Below are 16908 nucleotides of genomic sequence, written 5' to 3'. Positions count from 1 at the left end.
TAGCACAGATTGAATTATTTAGGATTCCTGCAAGGTCTTCAAGACCTTGTAGGTATAAATTTAGAGGTTAAATATCTTATGATTCGCTTAAATCGAACTCAAGTTATTTGATAAAAAAACACCCGGCAGGCGCATCGCTTACCGGGTGTTTATTTTTTTATGGCTGTACTATTTTAAATCAGCACCGCTATACTGGTTGATAATAATATCAAAATAATCAGTATTGTACATAGACCCCATACTGTAGAAAAACTTTTTACGCGCTTCATAGCCTGTAGGTAATTTTACCCGATGCAAATCTTTTTCGAGTATCTTCCATATCATCTCGGTACAAAATAACTTCTCATCGTTATCTATTACCCCACTATGGTCAAACGGGACCTGCATTTTAAGATACACTTCTGCCTGCGCAGCAACCTTTTGGCCAAAGGCTATATCGCTGTCTTTCGTTCGCACGACTATAATTTTTCCCGGGACAGAATAGCTTAAAAACGCATCCAGTGTTTGTAGCTGCACACCATCAATATCAGTAACATCAGATGATAGCGAGTGTATTACACACCAGTTGCCATTCCGTTTTACAATAACACCCGCATGGGTTACATCAATTTGTTTAGAAGGATTGAGTGAATTTGCTACATAATCGCTAAAAAAGCCAAAGCCACGGCGTAGTATAAAATCGCCTTCGCGAATGCTTTTAAGATCATGCAGCGTAAGGCGTGTTACTGCTTTATTTGTCTCAACTGCTTCTATCTCAGCCTGCCGGTCAAAATAAAAAAAGGTTTTATAAGAACTGAAACCCAAACAAAAAACCACTGCCAGGATCAAGAATGTCTTTTTCATAGGCAGTGGTTTTATATATTTTAGAAAAAAGTGTATGCTTACTGAGCCGGAGCTACAGCAGTATCTGCTACCGGAGCAGTAATAGTGTCAGTAGCTTCTGTAGGAGCCGGTGGTGGCGGTACAGCGCCCGGTGCACCTTCTTTGTTTTTATCTTCTTTATTGATGGTTACTTTCCAGTCACCTTTTTCTTTCTTAAGAGACAACGTTTTTTCTTCGTCTCCCTGGCCTTCACCTTTAAGTTTATATTTTACCGTAGCAATTGAATCCTGCTCTTCAGATGAAATAATTTCAACCGTTGGGGCTTTCTTTTTCATTTCCGCTTTTTTGTCCGGTGGCATCATTCCTTCTACCATACCCAGCATCTGGCCTGTTTTTTCGTCGGCATATTTTTTAGCCTCGCCAAATTCGCCGGTATTAGTGGCATCAAGAAATTTCTTAGCAACATCTTCAGGGCCATTACCGCCGCTGCATGATACTACCATAGCAAGTGCAAGGAATGCAAAAACTGCAATAATCTTTTTCATATACTTTAAGGTTGTTAAATTCTCTGTAAAAATAGTTTTTTGTTGTTAGATAACAATTTTTTAGGCGATTATTTTGCATCCCCATCATTAGGGATTTAATAACTTTTATTTTTCTGAAACCGTAACCAGTGCCGCTGCGGCCTTGGCATTTTCAATAATGTCTTCTATTGGAGTATTAAGCGTATCACTTACCAGCGCCACACCCATACGGCGATACGGCCTTGTGGTAGGCTTACCAAATAACCTGAAATCTGTTTTAGGTAAAGCAGCTATATCTTCAACGCCGGTAAATACAGGTGTACCCGTGCCCGATGCCAGAATAACGGCACTTGCCCCGGCTTTTTCTAACGTAATTTCAGCTATAGGAAGGCTTAATATTGCACGCAGGTGCAGCTCAAACTCACTAAAGTTTTGCGTACCGGCAAGGGTTACCATACCCGTATCGTGCGGACGCGGAGAAAGCTCACTAAAATACACACCCTCATCCGTAAGGAAAAACTCTACCCCAAAAAGGCCTGCACCACCCAGGGCTTCGGTAACCTTACGCGCCATATCCTGTGCTTCGGCAATGTCTTTATCGCTTACATGGGCAGGCTGCCAGCTTTCCTGATAGTCGCCACGCTCCTGCCTGTGGCCTATAGGCGCGCAAAAAAGCGTAGGGTTATTATTTTGGGTTACGGTTAGCAGGGTAATTTCGCTGTTAAAGTTTACAAAAGCTTCTACAATTACCTCAACCACATCGCCACGGCTGCCTTCTACAGCATAGTTCCATGCTTTTTCTATATCGCTGCCTGTTTTTATAGTACTCTGCCCCTTGCCTGAAGATGACATCAAAGGTTTTACCACGCAGGGCATACCTACAGCTGCAACCGCCAGCTCTAACTCAGTTGCCGATGTTGCGTAACGGTAGTTTGCGGTGCGCAGGCCAAGGTCTTTCGCAGCAAGATCGCGTATGGCCTTACGGTTCATTGTAAAGTTTGCCGCCTTAGCGCTTGGCACTACATTAATACCTTGTTTTTCGTAATCATAAAAACGCTCGGTACGTATTGCCTCTATTTCAGGTACAATAAAATCAGGATTATGTTTGGCTATAACGGCATCAAGGGCAGCGCCGTCTAGCATGTTTATTACCTCAAAACCATGGGCTACCTGCATGGCAGGTGCATTTTCATAGCTATCTACGGCAATAACGGTTTGGCCCAGGCGCTGCGCGGCAATTACAAATTCTTTGCCCAGCTCGCCAGAACCCAGTAGTACTATCTTTTTTTGCATTGTGTTGTTGTATGTTGTTAGTTATAGTGGTGCAAAGTTACAAAGTTGGAAGGATATTTTGAGCCTTATATATTTTTTGGATTTTGTACTTGTACCGCAGAGTTTCCCAAAGACACCCGGAGTTTCCCTGAGAAAAGAGTTTGACACCTTGGGTGTAAGAACACAGAGCATTATGGAAACTGCTCCGCCACAGCTTTGGGCTCTCGAGCTAAAAGTGCTACTTTAAATATTGATATATGTCGCACACCACACAGCGTTTCACGGAAGGGATACAGAGTAGTTACACTCCCGGCGTAATTTTAAGCTTGTTTTTAGTAAGCTGCACTATGGCAAGGCTTATTGTTATGGTAGCAATCAGCGTACCCAAAGCCAGTAATCCCGCAATTGCCATGATGCCATAAGGTATGGCTGCAAGCAAAGGCTTATGCCCGGTAAACATCCTGAAGCCTATTCCGCCAAAATAAATGACCACCATTCCTACAAGTAAACGGATATTAACACGCAGGGTAAATATAAAGCTGGTGCGCAGTACATCATGCTTTTGTAGCCATTTTGGTATGTGTAGCCCACAGTACCATAATGATGCGCCAAGTACGGCAACTACCGCTACCCATGATGCCGGATGCCAAAACACCCGGAAACTGCTTACCTTAAGCAACAGGCTAAACGGAAAATAATTAGCAAGGGAAAGAAATAACGAACAGCAAATGAGCCCTGCGGGCAGGCCGAGGGCAAGCGCATAAACAGCACCTTTTTTGTTGGTTTCCATAACGTAAAGATAGAAAAAAGTTTTTCCTGATACATAGCAGGCAATTTTCAGGCCATAAGTATCGGAAAAAAATAGACCTACACTAAATGTCCTATCAAGTCTTAATCATTATCGTGCAGATGTGGTTGGAATTCGCAAGCCTCGTCTTCCATTTCTATCTCTATGGTGTAGTACGTAAACGGATGTTTTTTCAGGATGTCCTTTACGCTTCGCTTTATGGCTATAACCTCAGCAAAGGTATCTATGCCTCTGGTTTTTATATGTGCTGTATAAACATGGTGCTCACCTTCCAGCGACCAGATGTTTACATGGTGCATGCCTGTAACATTCGGTATTTGCAGTATTTCATTCTTAATTTCTTCGGCATCAATATCAGCGGGAGAACCCTGCAGTAGAATAATTAAGGTCTCCTTTAAGCGGCCTATAACATTATACAGTATAAAGAGCGTTATACCCAGCGACAATACCGGATCGAGCCACGGGGCATCGGTAAACATCATAACTATAGACACGATAAACACGGCAACCCAACCCAAAACATCTTCTATAAGGTGCCAGCTTACCACGCGCTCGTTCATAGACGTGCCTCCCATTAGCCTGTAAGCAGCATAGCCGTTTACTGCAATGCCCAATATGGCAAAATACAGCATACCCTGCGCATCGGCAGGTTCGGGGTGGATAAAGCGATTTACAGCCTCGTATATTACAAAGCACGAACCTACCATTAGTATGACACTATTTATAAGTGCGCCTAACAAACTGAAACGGCTGTAGCCAAAGGTAAACTTTGCATCTGCCCCCTGTTTTGATTTGTTGTGAAGGTACCAGGATAGTCCAAGCGAAAGACTGTCGCCCATATCGTGCAGCGCATCCGAAAGTATAGAGACGCTATTTACATAAAAACCACCTATAATTTCGAGAACCGTAAACCCAAGGTTCAGGAAAAAAGCAGCCTTTATATTTTTGGCAGATACATGATGCGAATGGTCGTGGCCGTGGCTGTGCGAATGGCTATGGGACATTATTATAATTTTCGCCCAAAATTACGAAAATTCAAAATTCGTTGCTGCGGCTTAACGATATATTAAAACGAAAAAAGGTGTCCCCCACTCACCTGAGGACACCTTTTCAAAGTACAAAACTAACCCTTAACTATTAATTGAAATCAAATCTTATGCCAAGACTTAAATTATTCTGGTCAATATCGTTATTTGCAAAAATAGGCTGCAAATCATATTTTGCATAAAGGCCTATTTCTCCATAGCTCACATAAGCACTTACACCATATACAAAGTCGCTCACGTTGTAATCGCCTTTGGTCTTGTCTTTTACATCATTGCCATCGGCATTGGTATATTTTACAATTTGTTTTTCTTTTACGTTTACACCGGCATAACCACCAAGCCCTACCCTGAAACTTTTGTGCGTAGGAAAGTATGTTTTATCGCCTTCTGTTTTCTTTTTGGTAAAGTCAAACTCTAGGTGTGCAGGCACTACCAGGTTTACATAGCGCAGGCGGGCAACATCTATATTCCTTCCGGCATCAACCAGTATGGTTTTGTTACCGTCTACTGCAAATATTTTATCATCGGCGGCACGCAGGTTATTATATTGTAAAGAAAGTCCGTATTTAGCATGCAGCAGGTTGTTGTTTTTTGCCAGGCGGGTATTCCAGCTAACGCCTACTTCATAAAAATCTGAACGCCATTTGTAGCTGTCGTCAGCCTTACCATCGGTCAGCGCGCGGTTAACCCCTATGGCGTATACAAACTGTGATGTGGTACGGCGGTATTTTAAAACATCTTTTTTAATGTTCTTTCTGTTGCCACCCCATCTTATGGTTATTTTTTGGGTACTGTCTTTAATATTACCGTCAACTTTATCTTTTACAAGATCGGCCAGTTTTTGCTCCTCCACACTTACCTGGTCTTCAATATTTTTAGCTCTTTTTTCTGCATATTCTTTTTTACGGGCATCTGCCTCAGCGGCAGTTATTTCATTTTTTTCAAGTTGCAGGTTTACAGCATCTACTTCTATCTTAAGCGAATCTTTTTGACGCTTTGTTATCCTCTCAATGTTATTAGATATATCTCCGGCCCTGTCAGAGAAAGATTGTGCATTCATTTTGGTAGCAACAAGGCATAGCAGTGCCACTACATAAAAAGTAATAGTTTTCATGTTCTTTGATTTAAATTTATGTAATTGATGATGTTTCTATTGAAGGTTGCGCGTGGCAACAGCCGTTTTTACGGTATTGTAGTTTTTTTGAAGAGAATTAATAACCTTACCCCTAAAACTCTGGTCAAGTTCGCCTTCTACCGATGTAAGCAGGGTGTTTGCATTAACTTCTATTTTAGAACGCTTTATGTTTGGCCTGGTTACGGCAGGAATGTTTTGAGCAACATTATTTTTTGAAGCATTATGTTCTACACTTGCCAGCAGGGCATTGGCATCTACTTTTATTTTAGACGATACCGGCTCTACAACAGGGCTTTCTTCTTTTACAGTAGTTTGTGCTACTGCTTCCTGCATTTTTTGATCAGGTAACGGGAAGAATTTTTGCTCGTTTACTGTATTTTTTACTTTTTTGGCAGGTTTTACACTCTTAACCGTTTCTGCAATCTGGCTTTGTTGTGATGCAACCGGTATTATTTGAGTAGGCTGCGTTTCAGTTTGCGTAGCCTGAGTGCTTTTTTCTACAACACTGTTACCGTTTACAGTGCCCTGTGGTTTGGTTTCCTTATTAAAGAAGAACATTCCACCGCTTAGCAACACCAGGAAACAGGCAGCCATATACATCCAACCAAGATTTGCCTTTTTTTTAGGCGCCGCCTTTTGTTCGGCTACAGTAAGCATGGCATCCAGCCTGTCCCACGCCATAGGCGATGGTGCTATGCTGCGCTGCTCCAGCTGCTGCTTAAATTCCTGTTCTATTTTATTCGGTTCCATTTACGTAATTCTTTTGTTTGTTAATCTGCTCCTGCAACATCTTCCTGGCGTGGCTCAGCTGGCTTTTGCTTGTACCTTCGCTTATCCCAAGCATTTGTGCTATTTCCTGGTGCTTGTACCCTTCTATACAGTACAGGTTAAACACCATTTTGTAGCCATCCGGCAGGCTGTCTATAAGACTCTGAATGTCATCTACACTCAGCCCGCTTTCTATATTATTGTGGGTATCTTCCACATAAAACTCATCTTCTAAATACCCTGTTTTTTTCTGAACCCTAAGATAGCTTATGCACTCGTTTACCATTATCCGGCGAATCCATCCTTCAAAACTGCCTTTGTGCTCAAAATTTTTCAGGCTTCCAAACACCTTCATAAAAGCTGTTATCATTACATCTTCTGCCAGGTGCAGGTCTTTAATATACTGCCTGCAAATACCCAGCATCTTTGGCGAATGCTTAGTGTAGATCTGCTGCTGGGCGTGCCGGTTGTTTTCGGCGGCCTGGCTTATCAGCTCTTTTTCGTCGCGATGTAAGGCAATTACTTTCAAAACTCGTTTATTAAATTGGTTGTATATAGGGTAAGACGCTCACACTTAAAAAAGGGTTGCATGAAGATTTAAAAAAAATGAAATTATTTTACAATTAACTGAATTACAAATAAATAAAATTTAAATTATTTTAGCCAACTGATATCTGTACCGGCTTCAAGCTCTTCCGGTTCTTTGCCGTGGCGGAATAACCGCGCCGGTAAATCGCCTTTAAGCAGTACTGTGTTGCCACTAACGTCCAGCCAGCTACCTTCCCTAAGCCCTAATACCGGCTGGGTATTAAACTGGTGAAACTCTTTAATACGGGTTTCGCGGGTTTCGCCCATATGGGTGCTTCCCTCCTGCGGGTCGAGGTAGTGCGGGTTCAGGTTAAACGGTACCGCCCCCAGCGTACGGAAACTCGGCGGATAAATGATGGGCATATCGTTAGTAGTTTGCATGGTAAGCCCGCAAATGTTACTGCCCGCGCTACTGCCCAGATACGGCACACCTCTGCTTATAGCATCCTGCAAAGCCGTCATTACACCGTTCTTATAAAGCTGAGAAACCAGCAGGAAGGTATTGCCGCCTCCGGTAAACACGGCTTGAGCGTCGGTTAACGCCGCCGCAGGATCTTCAAATTCGTGTATTCCTTTAACTGTAATATTTAATTTTGTAAAAAATGCTGCTGCGCGTGCGGTATAATCGTCGTGGCTCATACCACCCGGCCGTGCATAAGGTATAAATATAAGCGATCCGCAACCGGAAAAGTGCTGTTGCAGCGCTGGCAATAAGTACTCTAAATAACTGCCTCCGTGTAGTGTAGAGGTGCTGGCAATAATTAATTTTTTCATCCGTTTAACTAATGTAATAAAAGGTAAAGTTACAAAGTTTTTAATGCCTGCCTTAATTACCGCAATACAATGACTGATATGAATATGCTGTTTAAAAGTTTTATAGCCTTTTTTTTAAGTTTTACCGCTGTAGCTGTGGCACAAGACCGCTGTACGCTAAATGGTAAAGTGGTATCTGACTTTGACAGCCTTGACGGTATTTACGTCATCAATAAAACAACAGAAAAATCTGTTACCACCGGGCGTGGCGGCTACTTTACAATCTATGCAGGCGCTAACGATACACTTATATTTTCGGCGGTACAGTTTACCGCAAAAAACGTTGTGCTAAAAGCAGAAGACCTTAACGGCCTGCTGCTGGTGCCACTGGCGCCATTACAGCACGAGCTTAGCGAACTTATAATTGTAGACTATAGCCACATAAATTCTGAATCTTTAGGCCTGGTACCTGTCGGACAAAAGAAATACACCCCGGCAGAACGTAAACTGGCTACAGCAAGTACATTCAGGATGAATCCGCTGGGGCTGGACCCGCTGATTAATGCCTTTAGCGGACGTACTGCTATACTAAAACAGGCTGCAGAAACCGAGAAAAAGGAAACCCTGATGCAAAAAATTGCCTATCTTTATAGTGAGGAAGACATTATTTCTAAGCTAAAAATACCATTAGACTACGTTCAGGGCTTTATTTTTTATGTTGTAGAAAATAAATACTTTGCAAAAGCCGTTGCTGAAAAGAACACGGAGATGGCAAGGTTCCTGATGGCAGGGATGGCTGATAAATACCGGACGCAATTAATCAATGATAAATAAATGGCTCGCCATACTATTATTTTTAACCGTTACCGTAAGGGGCTACACGCAGGAGCGTAAAAACCTGCAAGGCCGTGTTATTGCCGCAGGCAACCCGGCACAAAACATATTTATCATCAACAAAAATACGGGGACTGAAGTAAAATCGGCCTCAGACGGTGCCTTTACAATCCCGGCAAAAATTGGCGACCGTATTACTGCTTACAGCAATACCACCCAGGTACGCGAATTTGCCATTACTGCAGATTCATTCAGCCAAAACCCCTATACCATAGAAATAGACCTCATAGGAACCGATCTTGATGAGGTGGTCGTAACAGGCATAACGTCTGAATCGCTGGGGCTGGTGCCTAAAAACCAAAAGAAAAACACACAAATGGAGCGCAAGCTCTACACTACCGGCGAATTTAAACCCACAATGCTGCTTGGCCTACTGGGAGGTTCTATGCCGCTCGATCCGCTTATTAATGCCATAAACGGACGTACCCAACGTGTGCGCAAAGAACTACAGATTGAGCGCCAACAGCTAATGGCTGAACAGATAAACAACCTCTTTACCGATGATGAGCTGGTAAGCTTTGGCCTCCCGGCACAAACTGCGCGCGGTTTTATTTTTTATATCGTAGAAGATATCCGCCTTGCTGATTCCGTGAAGGCCGGAAATACCGAAATGGTAAGGTTATTGCTGGTAGAACTCGCAGATAAATACACTAAATTGCAGGCCGAATGAAACCACTCCTTACCATACTGTCATTATTTATCAGCCTGCTGGGTTTTAGCCAGGAACGTCGCGCTCTTGCAGGCCGCGTTGTAGCAGGCGGCAACCCCGCAATGGGTGTATTTGTAATTAACAAGGCTACAGGTGCCGAAGTAAAATCTGGCACCGACGGAAGTTTTAGCATCCCGGCACGCATTGGCGATAAGCTGGCCATATATAGCACAGGTGTAGAAACCCGTGAGTTTGCTGTTAATGAAAATGCTTTTAGCCAAACACCTTATACCCTGGAAGTCGACCCAAAAGCCACCGAACTGGATGAAGTTGTAATAACCGACATTAGTGCCGCCAAACGAGGGCTGGTACCCAAAGGCCAGAAAGTATATACCCCGGCAGAGCGCAGGCTGAAAACTGCACGCAGCGGCATGGGGCTGGACCAGCTTATAAACCTGCTAAGCGGGCGCATGGCCATGCTAAAAAAAGCGGTAGAAACAGAACGTAAGGAAGCCCTGATGGAAAGCATCGACGGGTTGTTTACCAATGATGAACTGGCGGGCCTGGGCGTAGAGCCGGAACTGGCACGCGGATTTTTATTCTACGCCATAGAAGACCCACGGGTAGCCGATGCTATAAAATCTAAAAATGATGCTTTGGTAAAGCTCCTGCTTATGGAGAATGCCGATAAATATAAAAAACTACAAACCAGCAATGAATAAGCTTTTATACCTCCTGTTATTTTGTTCCCTCTCTGTATTTGCCCAAAGAAGGCATGCTTTTCAGGGAAAAGTTATAACCCCGGATGCTCCACTGCCGGGTATTTTTGTAATTAATAAAGATACGGGTAAAGAAACCAAATCGGGCGAAAACGGCTTGTTTACCATTGATGCCCGTGCCGGAGACCGGCTGACAGTATACAGCGACCGCGTTGAGGTGCGGGAATTTTCGCTGTCTGATAAATCTTTTGAAGAACAGCCATATATATTAGAAGTAGAACTTAAGGCCAACGAACTGAAAGAAGTTGTGGTAGAAGGCGGCAGGTTAGACCCTGAGGCCATGGGGCTTGTAGAACAGGGGCAAAAACAATATACCGTAGCGCAACGCAGAAAACGCGCCAACCGTACTGTAACTGCTAACCAAGGACTAAACCTGTCTATAGACGCGTTTAGCAATAAGCTTAACGGGCGCAGCAGGATAATAAAGCAAAATATAAAGACCGAAGAAAAAATGGGTGCACTTGATAAGCTGCGCATTTTGTACACACCCGAAGAAATTACAGATTTATTTGCCATTCCTGCAGATTATGTAGAGGGGTTTCTCTACTATGTAATTGAAGATGCTGATTGTTTTGACGCAATACAATCTAACAGCCGTAAGCTGGTAAAACCGCAACTACAAAGCCTCGCTCCGCAATACTTAAAGGCTATTGAAGATGAAAAGTAGGCTAATAATATTTCTGTTGCTCTTTACAACAATAACTTTAGCACAGAATAAAAAAACATTAAATGGTAAGGTAATCGTGGGCAATGTACCGGCATCTGGTATTTTTGTTATTAACAAGCATACCGGTACCGAAACAAAAACGTCTGAAAACGGGCTTTTTACCATTGAAGCAAAACCAGGTGAGCGCCTTACCGTGTATAGCGACCGAACCGAAGTACACGATTTTGTACTTTCTGACAAATCCTTCGCAACGCAACCCTATGTGCTTGAAGTAGAACCAAAAGCCGGTGAACTTGACGAAGTAATAGTTGAACGCAAAAAACTGGATGCAGAAAAACTTGGGTTGATAGAGGCAGGCCAAAAAGAATATTCGGTTGCCGAAAGAAGAGAAAGAGCTAACCGTGTTGTAAGAAAAAATCAGGGACTTGAACTATCCGGCGACGGTTTAATTAACCGGCTTAACGGCAAAAGCAGAACCATAAAAGAAAATACAAGGACATCTGAAAAAATACAGGCCGCAGATAATCTTAAAGCAATATACACACCAAAAGAAATCAATGCAAACTTTGGGATACCTATAGATTATGTAGACGGTTTTATAACCTATGCATGCGAAGATACTGACTGCCGCACGTTTATAAAATGTAACAACAAAAAGCGGTTGAAATCATTATTAACAAACCTTGCATCAGACTATATAAAGCTTATAGAAGATGAAATGTAACTTCTGGCTGCTATTGCTTATTATTGCCTCGGTAGCCGAAGCGCAGGAAAAGAAAACATTAGACGGTAAAGTAATTGCCGGTGAAGCTATAGTTACAGGCATTTTTGTTATTAATAAACGTACCGGCGCCGAAATAAAAACAGATGGCAGCGGCAGGTTTCAGCTTGAATCTAAAGCGGGTGACCGCATTGTAATATATGGCAGTAATGTAGAAACACGCGAGTTTGTACTGGGCGAAGCATCATTTACACAGCATCCGTATGTTTTAGAAGCTGAACCCAAAACCACCAACTTGCACGAAGTTGTTATCAACCATATAAACCCTGAGTCGCTTGGGCTTGTTCCAAAAGGGCAAAAAATAGTGACCGAAAGAGAACGCGCCTATATGCGCAACAGCGGCGGAGAAGGGCTGGAGTATTTAATGAATGCACTTATGGGCAGACTTTGGGTATTTCGCATGGCTACAGATGCTATGCACAAAGAAGACCTTGTTAATGAAATTGAGGCTATAGTAAATGACAGCGAACTTAAAGCATTTGGTATTCCGGAGGAAATGGCAAGAGGGTTTCTGTTTTATGTTGTAGAAGATAAACGCGTAGCTAATGTGGTACATACTAACAAATATGAAATAAAACTGCTGCTTATAGAACTGGCAGATGAATACATGAAACTGCAACAGGAACGATGAAACACTATGTACTTTTGTTTTTACTTACCGTTACAGCAGCTTTCGCGCAACAGCGCAAGCCGTTGCAGGGCCGTGTTATTGCAGGTGATGCCGTAGTGCCTAATGTTTTTGTCATAAACAAATACACGGGTGCAGAAACAAAAACCAGCGCTTATGGCGATTTTACCCTGCCCGCCCGCGCAGGCGACCGCATTGTTATTTACGGTAAGATAATAGAGGTGCGGGAGTTTGAACTAAGCGAGTCATCATTCAACCAAAAGCCTTACCTGCTGGAAGTAGAGCCTAAAGGCACCGACCTAAAAGAGGTAGTTATTAATAAAATAAGTCCGGAATCGCTTGGGCTCGTACCTAAAGGCCAAAAACAGCTTACTGTGGCAGAACGCCGCCTTAAGACTGCAAGCGAGTTTAAGCCATCATTCATGTTCCTGCTTATGGGAGGTATTTCTTTTCCGTTGGACCCCATAATTAATGCCATTAGCGGGCGGACTAAAATGCTTAAGAAAAACCTGGCTACAGAACGCAAGGAGTTTAACATTGATAAGCTGAACAACATTTATACACCCGAGCAGATAACCGCAAAACTGCACATTCCGGAAGACTTGGTAAACGGCTTTATATTTTATGCTGTAGAAGACCCTGAATGTGCCGAGGCATTACGCGCAAAAAATAACGACATGGTACGCCTGCGTTTAATGCTATTGGCCGAGAAATACCTGGCCCTTCAAAAAGAAAACCCCGAACCACCTGCTGACATACAACCTGCAACCCATGAAAACTAAAATATTTTACCTCATACTACTATTGGTTCCCTTTATTGGGCTGGCCCAGCAAAAAAAACCACGCGAAATACTGCGCGGGCATATTATTGCCGATTCGCTACAGGTAAATGATGTGTCGGTGCAAAACCTTTCATCGCACATTAATGCCGTGACCGATGTAAACGGATATTTTACCATTTATGCCCGACAGGGCGATACGCTGTTTTTTAACAGCATTACCTTTAGGTCGCAATATCTTGTGCTGAAAGAAAACCAGTTAAAAGAAAACCCACTTAACCTTAAGATGGATACTAACGTCATCAACCTTGAAGAGGTAATTATCACTCCCCTTACTGGTGACCTTGGTTATGATGCTAAAAAGAAAAAGGTGGTAGCACTAAACCCTCACGCCAGCGAGCGCGACCTGAAATACACCTACCCAATAAGTAAACAGCCCGTTAACGGTGCACTCCCCGTAACGGAGAGCCAGCTACAGGGTGTAGATTTTATAGCCATTGGCAAAATGATCTTTAAGAAAAAGAAGAAGGCAAACAGTAAAGGCGAAATATACGACAGTAAAAACACCAAAACATTTAATGATGTGGTAAGTGGCCGTTTCACCTATTACTTTTTTACAGAGACACTGCACATTCCGCATGATGAGATAGGAAAGTTCCTGGTGTATTGCGATAAAGGCATTGAAACCCGCCCCCTGCTGGAACCTAAAAAAGAATTTGAACTAACCGATTATCTTGTAACGCAGGCGGAAGCTTATCTAAAGGAGAAGCAGTAATTATCGTGAGCGAATACCGAAGCATACTGTCATTCCGACGATAGGAGGAATCTCAAAATCAGACTAATAATTGTACTAAGTTGCAACAATAAGATTGATTCGTCGTTTCTCTCCGCAATGACTGATACCGGTTTTATATCCCGAAAACCTTATCTTTGTTATAAAGCAAAAAACCAGATCCCTTTATGGAAATTTACGATATAACATTGCCTACGGTGCCAAAAGTGCCCATTATCATAAGCTCCCCACATTCCGGCACCTACTTTCCGCCGGAAATAGCATCACGCCTAAAACCCGAAATAGCAGAACGCCCCGATGATGCCGACTGGTTTATTGACCGCCTGTACGACTTTGCACCTGCAATGGGTATTACCCTGATCAAGGCCAACTATTGCCGCTGGGTGGTAGACCTTAACCGCGACCCCGAAAGTAAGCCGCTGTATAACGACGGTCGTGTAATTACAGGGCTTGTACCATCTACTAACTTTAACGGCGAGCCACTTTATAAACAGGCGGCACCCGATGAGGTAGAAATAGCAGAACGCGTACAGAAATATTACATTCCGTACCATGAAAAACTGGAAGAACTCATAGAAAACACAAAACAGGAATTTGGAACAGTGCTGTTGTTTGATGCGCATTCCATTCGCCGTGTGGTACCGGGCATACAAGAGGAAGCTTTCCCGCAACTAATCCTGGGTGATAACGATGGCAAATCGGCTTCTACAGCCGTTATTGATGCTGCGTGGAACATCCTTAAAGATAGCGGTTATGAAGCTAAGCACAACACGCCGTTTAAGGGCGGGCAGATAACACGCTACTTTGGCAAACCCGAAAGTGATGTGCACGCCTTACAGCTTGAAATGGCAAAAACCAACTATATGGATGCCGGCGAAACCGAATATAACGAGCAAAATGCTGCGCAGATGCGCGAGGTGTTAAAAGCCGTATTTACCCAACTGATTAAAACCCTGCAACCATAATGGGCGCTACCTATACTTTTAAAGGCCTGCTAACCGAGAACGGCTGGATAACGAATGCTGTTGTATCTCTGGATGATTTGGGTAACATTACCTCAATAAAACAAACTGAAACGCCAGAAGGCGAATATATAAACGGCTATGCACTGCCGGGTTTCCAAAATGCACATTCGCACGCCTTTCAGTATGCTATGGCGGGGCTTGCAGAACTGCATACCAACACCGGAGCACAGGACGATTTCTGGAGCTGGCGAAATGCCATGTATGGCCTGGCACTTACACTTTCACCAAATCAGATGGAAGCGGTTGCTACCATGCTCTACAGCGAAATGGCACGCCACGGTTATACTGCGGTGGCAGAATTTCATTACCTGCACCACGATAAAGATGGCAGCCCCTACCCTAACCTTGCCGAAATGGGTACCCGCCTTATGGCCGCTGCACAAAAGGCAGGAATCCGCATTACGCTTGTGCCGATGTTTTACCAGCAGGGCGGTTTTGGGCAGGAACCCGTAGAGCGGCAAAAGCGTTTTATTTCGCACACCATAAAAGATTATTACACACTGCTTGACAGTAGCATAGAAGCAGCAAAGGCCTTTGATAACGCTAACGTAGGCATCGGTATACACTCGCTACGGGCAGTAAAGCCGGAAGATGTAGTTGCAGTCTGCAACGCGCTCGATGGCAGCAGGCCGTTCCACATACACGTGTCAGAACAGTTAAAAGAAATTGAAGACTGTGTAGCTTTTCATGGCAAGCGCCCCGTGCAATGGTTGTTAGACAACTGCCCGGTTGATGCGAACTATCATCTGGTACATGCCACTCACCTTGATGATAGCGAAGTAAACGGCATTGCGAAAAGCGGTGCCCATGTGGTATTATGCCCCAGTACAGAGGGCAACCTGGGCGACGGGCTGTTCCGTTTTGAGGACTATAAAAATGCCGGTGGCAACTGGAGCATTGGTACCGACAGCCATGTGGGACTAAACCCGTTGGAAGAACTGCGCATACTTGATTACGGCCAACGACTGATTTCGCACAAGCGTACCAGTTTTGTTACTCCTGATAGCGGAGACAGTGGCTTTAATGCCATAAAAATGGCGTGGCAGGCAGGCCGCAGGGCTATGGGTGCAACTGATGGCACATTCTTTAGCGAAGGCCAGCCGTTTGATGCGGTGGTTATAAATGCTGCATCGCCACTTATTGCAACGGCTTCTGAAAAAAACCTGTGCAACACCTTTGTATATGCGGCTGATGTTAGCGATATACTGGGCACTATTGTTTCGGGTAAATGGATTAGTAAACAGGGTGTGTTGCAAAACAGGGATGCTATTGTAACTGATTTTGTCAGGGTGATGGAGGAACTGGGAACTAGGGTGTAAAACAGATTGGATTCACCCAACCTGAGTAAGAACGCACTGTATGTCATTCTGAATGTAGCGCAGCGGAATGAAGAATCTTACACTTAATCTGAGATTTCTCCTACCGTCGGAATGACAAAACCGATGTAAAAATGGCTATAAATTCCCTATTTTTACCCACAATAATTTATTTGTTATGCTTGGACTAAAACTCTTGACCGACCCGCGCTGGGCCAATATTGCCGAATCGAACCTCGAAGAAATTCTTACTGACCATGCCTGGTGCGAACAAAAAGCAGCAGCCAACGCACTATATATTATTACGAATAATCCCGAGCATATAGACCTGATTCAGAAAATGGCAGAGATTGCCGTTGAGGAGATGGAACATTTTAATATGGTGGTCGAAATTATCAAAAAGCGTGGTTACACGTTAGGGCGTGAACGCAGGGACGACTATGTAGGCCAACTGTCTAAGTTTGCTAAAAAGAATTGTAGCCGCATGGAGGCCTTTATAGACCGTATGCTGTTTGCCGCCATGATCGAAGCCCGCAGTTGCGAACGTTTCAGGGTATTGTCTCAAAATATAAAAGATAAAGAACTGGCCAAGTTTTACCACGAGCTTATGATATCTGAGGCTACACACTATACTACGTTTTTAGGTTTTGCCCGTAAATATGGCGAAGGTGTAAACGTAGACAAACGCTGGGCAGAATGGCTGGAGTTTGAAGGTGAATTGATCCAGAGTTACGGAAAGAGTGGGGCGGTGCATGGGTAGAGACGCATTGCATGCGTCTTGCATTTGGAGTAAGTAAAAGTCCCGGAGCAACTAAATATCTATAGCTATTAGATACATTCAACACCTCTATACGCTTTAATTTCAATGAAGTTTGTACTTT

General features: G+C 43.5%; 20 protein-coding genes. 11 read left to right on the top strand and 9 right to left on the bottom strand.

Annotated features, from left to right (window positions below; genetic code table 11):
- Nucleotides 1-168: 168 nt before the first annotated feature.
- From DYH63_RS20570 to pepE, 9 genes are all read right to left on the bottom strand, one after another.
- Nucleotides 169-843 carry a YiiX/YebB-like N1pC/P60 family cysteine hydrolase gene (locus DYH63_RS20570; RefSeq protein ID WP_116790585.1) on the bottom strand — a complete coding sequence of 225 codons (675 nt, stop codon included), beginning with the start codon at nucleotides 841-843 and terminating at the stop codon, nucleotides 169-171.
- 38 nt (nucleotides 844-881) lie between these two features.
- On the bottom strand, nucleotides 882-1367 hold the full coding sequence (locus DYH63_RS20565) for a DUF4878 domain-containing protein (protein ID WP_116790584.1): 486 nt from the start codon (nucleotides 1365-1367) through the stop codon (nucleotides 882-884).
- Between the two features lie 105 nt (nucleotides 1368-1472).
- Nucleotides 1473-2639 carry a formate-dependent phosphoribosylglycinamide formyltransferase gene (gene purT / locus DYH63_RS20560; protein ID WP_116790583.1) on the bottom strand — a complete coding sequence of 389 codons (1167 nt, stop codon included), beginning with the start codon at nucleotides 2637-2639 and terminating at the stop codon, nucleotides 1473-1475.
- A 280-nt stretch (nucleotides 2640-2919) separates the two neighbouring features.
- Nucleotides 2920-3408, bottom strand: a complete 489-nt coding sequence (locus tag DYH63_RS20550; RefSeq protein WP_116790581.1) for a hypothetical protein — start codon at nucleotides 3406-3408, stop codon at nucleotides 2920-2922.
- A 101-nt stretch (nucleotides 3409-3509) separates the two neighbouring features.
- Nucleotides 3510-4430: a cation diffusion facilitator family transporter gene (locus tag DYH63_RS20545; RefSeq protein ID WP_162927115.1), complete on the bottom strand. Its 921-nt coding sequence runs from the start codon at nucleotides 4428-4430 to the stop codon at nucleotides 3510-3512.
- 133 nt (nucleotides 4431-4563) lie between these two features.
- Entirely contained in the window at nucleotides 4564-5586 is a 1023-nt protein-coding gene (locus DYH63_RS20540; protein ID WP_116790579.1) for a hypothetical protein, read from the bottom strand.
- A 36-nt stretch (nucleotides 5587-5622) separates the two neighbouring features.
- Entirely contained in the window at nucleotides 5623-6357 is a 735-nt protein-coding gene (locus DYH63_RS20535) for a hypothetical protein (RefSeq protein WP_116790578.1), read from the bottom strand.
- A complete protein-coding gene (locus DYH63_RS20530; protein WP_116790577.1) occupies nucleotides 6344-6904 on the bottom strand; it encodes an RNA polymerase sigma factor in 561 nt (186 codons plus the stop codon). Before DYH63_RS20530 ends, DYH63_RS20535 begins: the two co-directional genes overlap by 14 nt.
- Before the next feature lie 125 nt (nucleotides 6905-7029).
- Entirely contained in the window at nucleotides 7030-7737 is a 708-nt protein-coding gene (pepE, locus tag DYH63_RS20525) for a dipeptidase PepE (protein ID WP_116790576.1), read from the bottom strand.
- Nucleotides 7738-7815: 78 nt separating this feature from the next.
- On the opposite strand from pepE, the gene DYH63_RS20520 reads away from it, so the two are divergent.
- The 11 genes from DYH63_RS20520 (at nucleotide 7816) to DYH63_RS20470 (ending at nucleotide 16787) form a co-directional block, all read left to right on the top strand.
- The gene (locus DYH63_RS20520) at nucleotides 7816-8550 is read left to right on the top strand and encodes a hypothetical protein (RefSeq protein WP_162927114.1); all 735 of its coding nucleotides are present in this window, start codon (nucleotides 7816-7818) and stop codon (nucleotides 8548-8550) included.
- Nucleotides 8540-9280, top strand: a complete 741-nt coding sequence (locus tag DYH63_RS20515; protein WP_116790574.1) for a hypothetical protein — start codon at nucleotides 8540-8542, stop codon at nucleotides 9278-9280. The genes DYH63_RS20520 and DYH63_RS20515 overlap by 11 nt, the downstream gene beginning before the upstream one ends.
- A complete protein-coding gene (locus DYH63_RS20510) occupies nucleotides 9277-9981 on the top strand; it encodes a peptidase associated/transthyretin-like domain-containing protein (protein WP_116790573.1) in 705 nt (234 codons plus the stop codon). Before DYH63_RS20515 ends, DYH63_RS20510 begins: the two co-directional genes overlap by 4 nt.
- Nucleotides 9974-10705: a peptidase associated/transthyretin-like domain-containing protein gene (locus DYH63_RS20505; RefSeq protein ID WP_162927113.1), complete on the top strand. Its 732-nt coding sequence runs from the start codon at nucleotides 9974-9976 to the stop codon at nucleotides 10703-10705. The genes DYH63_RS20510 and DYH63_RS20505 overlap by 8 nt, the downstream gene beginning before the upstream one ends.
- Complete coding sequence (locus tag DYH63_RS20500; protein WP_116790571.1) at nucleotides 10695-11429, top strand: hypothetical protein; 735 nt, start codon at nucleotides 10695-10697, stop codon at nucleotides 11427-11429. Before DYH63_RS20505 ends, DYH63_RS20500 begins: the two co-directional genes overlap by 11 nt.
- The gene (locus DYH63_RS20495) at nucleotides 11419-12117 is read left to right on the top strand and encodes a hypothetical protein (protein WP_116790570.1); all 699 of its coding nucleotides are present in this window, start codon (nucleotides 11419-11421) and stop codon (nucleotides 12115-12117) included. The genes DYH63_RS20500 and DYH63_RS20495 overlap by 11 nt, the downstream gene beginning before the upstream one ends.
- Nucleotides 12114-12896: a hypothetical protein gene (locus DYH63_RS20490; RefSeq protein ID WP_205528269.1), complete on the top strand. Its 783-nt coding sequence runs from the start codon at nucleotides 12114-12116 to the stop codon at nucleotides 12894-12896. The genes DYH63_RS20495 and DYH63_RS20490 overlap by 4 nt, the downstream gene beginning before the upstream one ends.
- Nucleotides 12886-13668 (top strand): BamP family beta-assembly machinery protein, encoded by a 783-nt coding sequence (locus DYH63_RS20485; RefSeq protein WP_116790569.1) that lies wholly within the window; start codon nucleotides 12886-12888, stop codon nucleotides 13666-13668. Before DYH63_RS20490 ends, DYH63_RS20485 begins: the two co-directional genes overlap by 11 nt.
- Before the next feature lie 185 nt (nucleotides 13669-13853).
- A complete protein-coding gene (locus DYH63_RS20480) occupies nucleotides 13854-14651 on the top strand; it encodes an N-formylglutamate amidohydrolase (protein WP_116790568.1) in 798 nt (265 codons plus the stop codon).
- Nucleotides 14651-16030 (top strand): formimidoylglutamate deiminase, encoded by a 1380-nt coding sequence (gene hutF / locus DYH63_RS20475; RefSeq protein ID WP_240409039.1) that lies wholly within the window; start codon nucleotides 14651-14653, stop codon nucleotides 16028-16030. Before DYH63_RS20480 ends, hutF begins: the two co-directional genes overlap by 1 nt.
- Before the next feature lie 175 nt (nucleotides 16031-16205).
- Complete coding sequence (locus DYH63_RS20470) at nucleotides 16206-16787, top strand: MiaE family protein (RefSeq protein ID WP_116790566.1); 582 nt, start codon at nucleotides 16206-16208, stop codon at nucleotides 16785-16787.
- The last annotated feature ends 121 nt before the right edge of the window (nucleotides 16788-16908 follow it).

The organism is Flavobacterium psychrotrophum, from assembly GCF_003403075.1.
Classification (GTDB): domain Bacteria; phylum Bacteroidota; class Bacteroidia; order Flavobacteriales; family Flavobacteriaceae; genus Flavobacterium; species Flavobacterium psychrotrophum.
The sequence above is the reverse complement of the archived record's forward strand: the minus strand, read 5'-3'. Positions and strand labels throughout refer to the sequence as shown.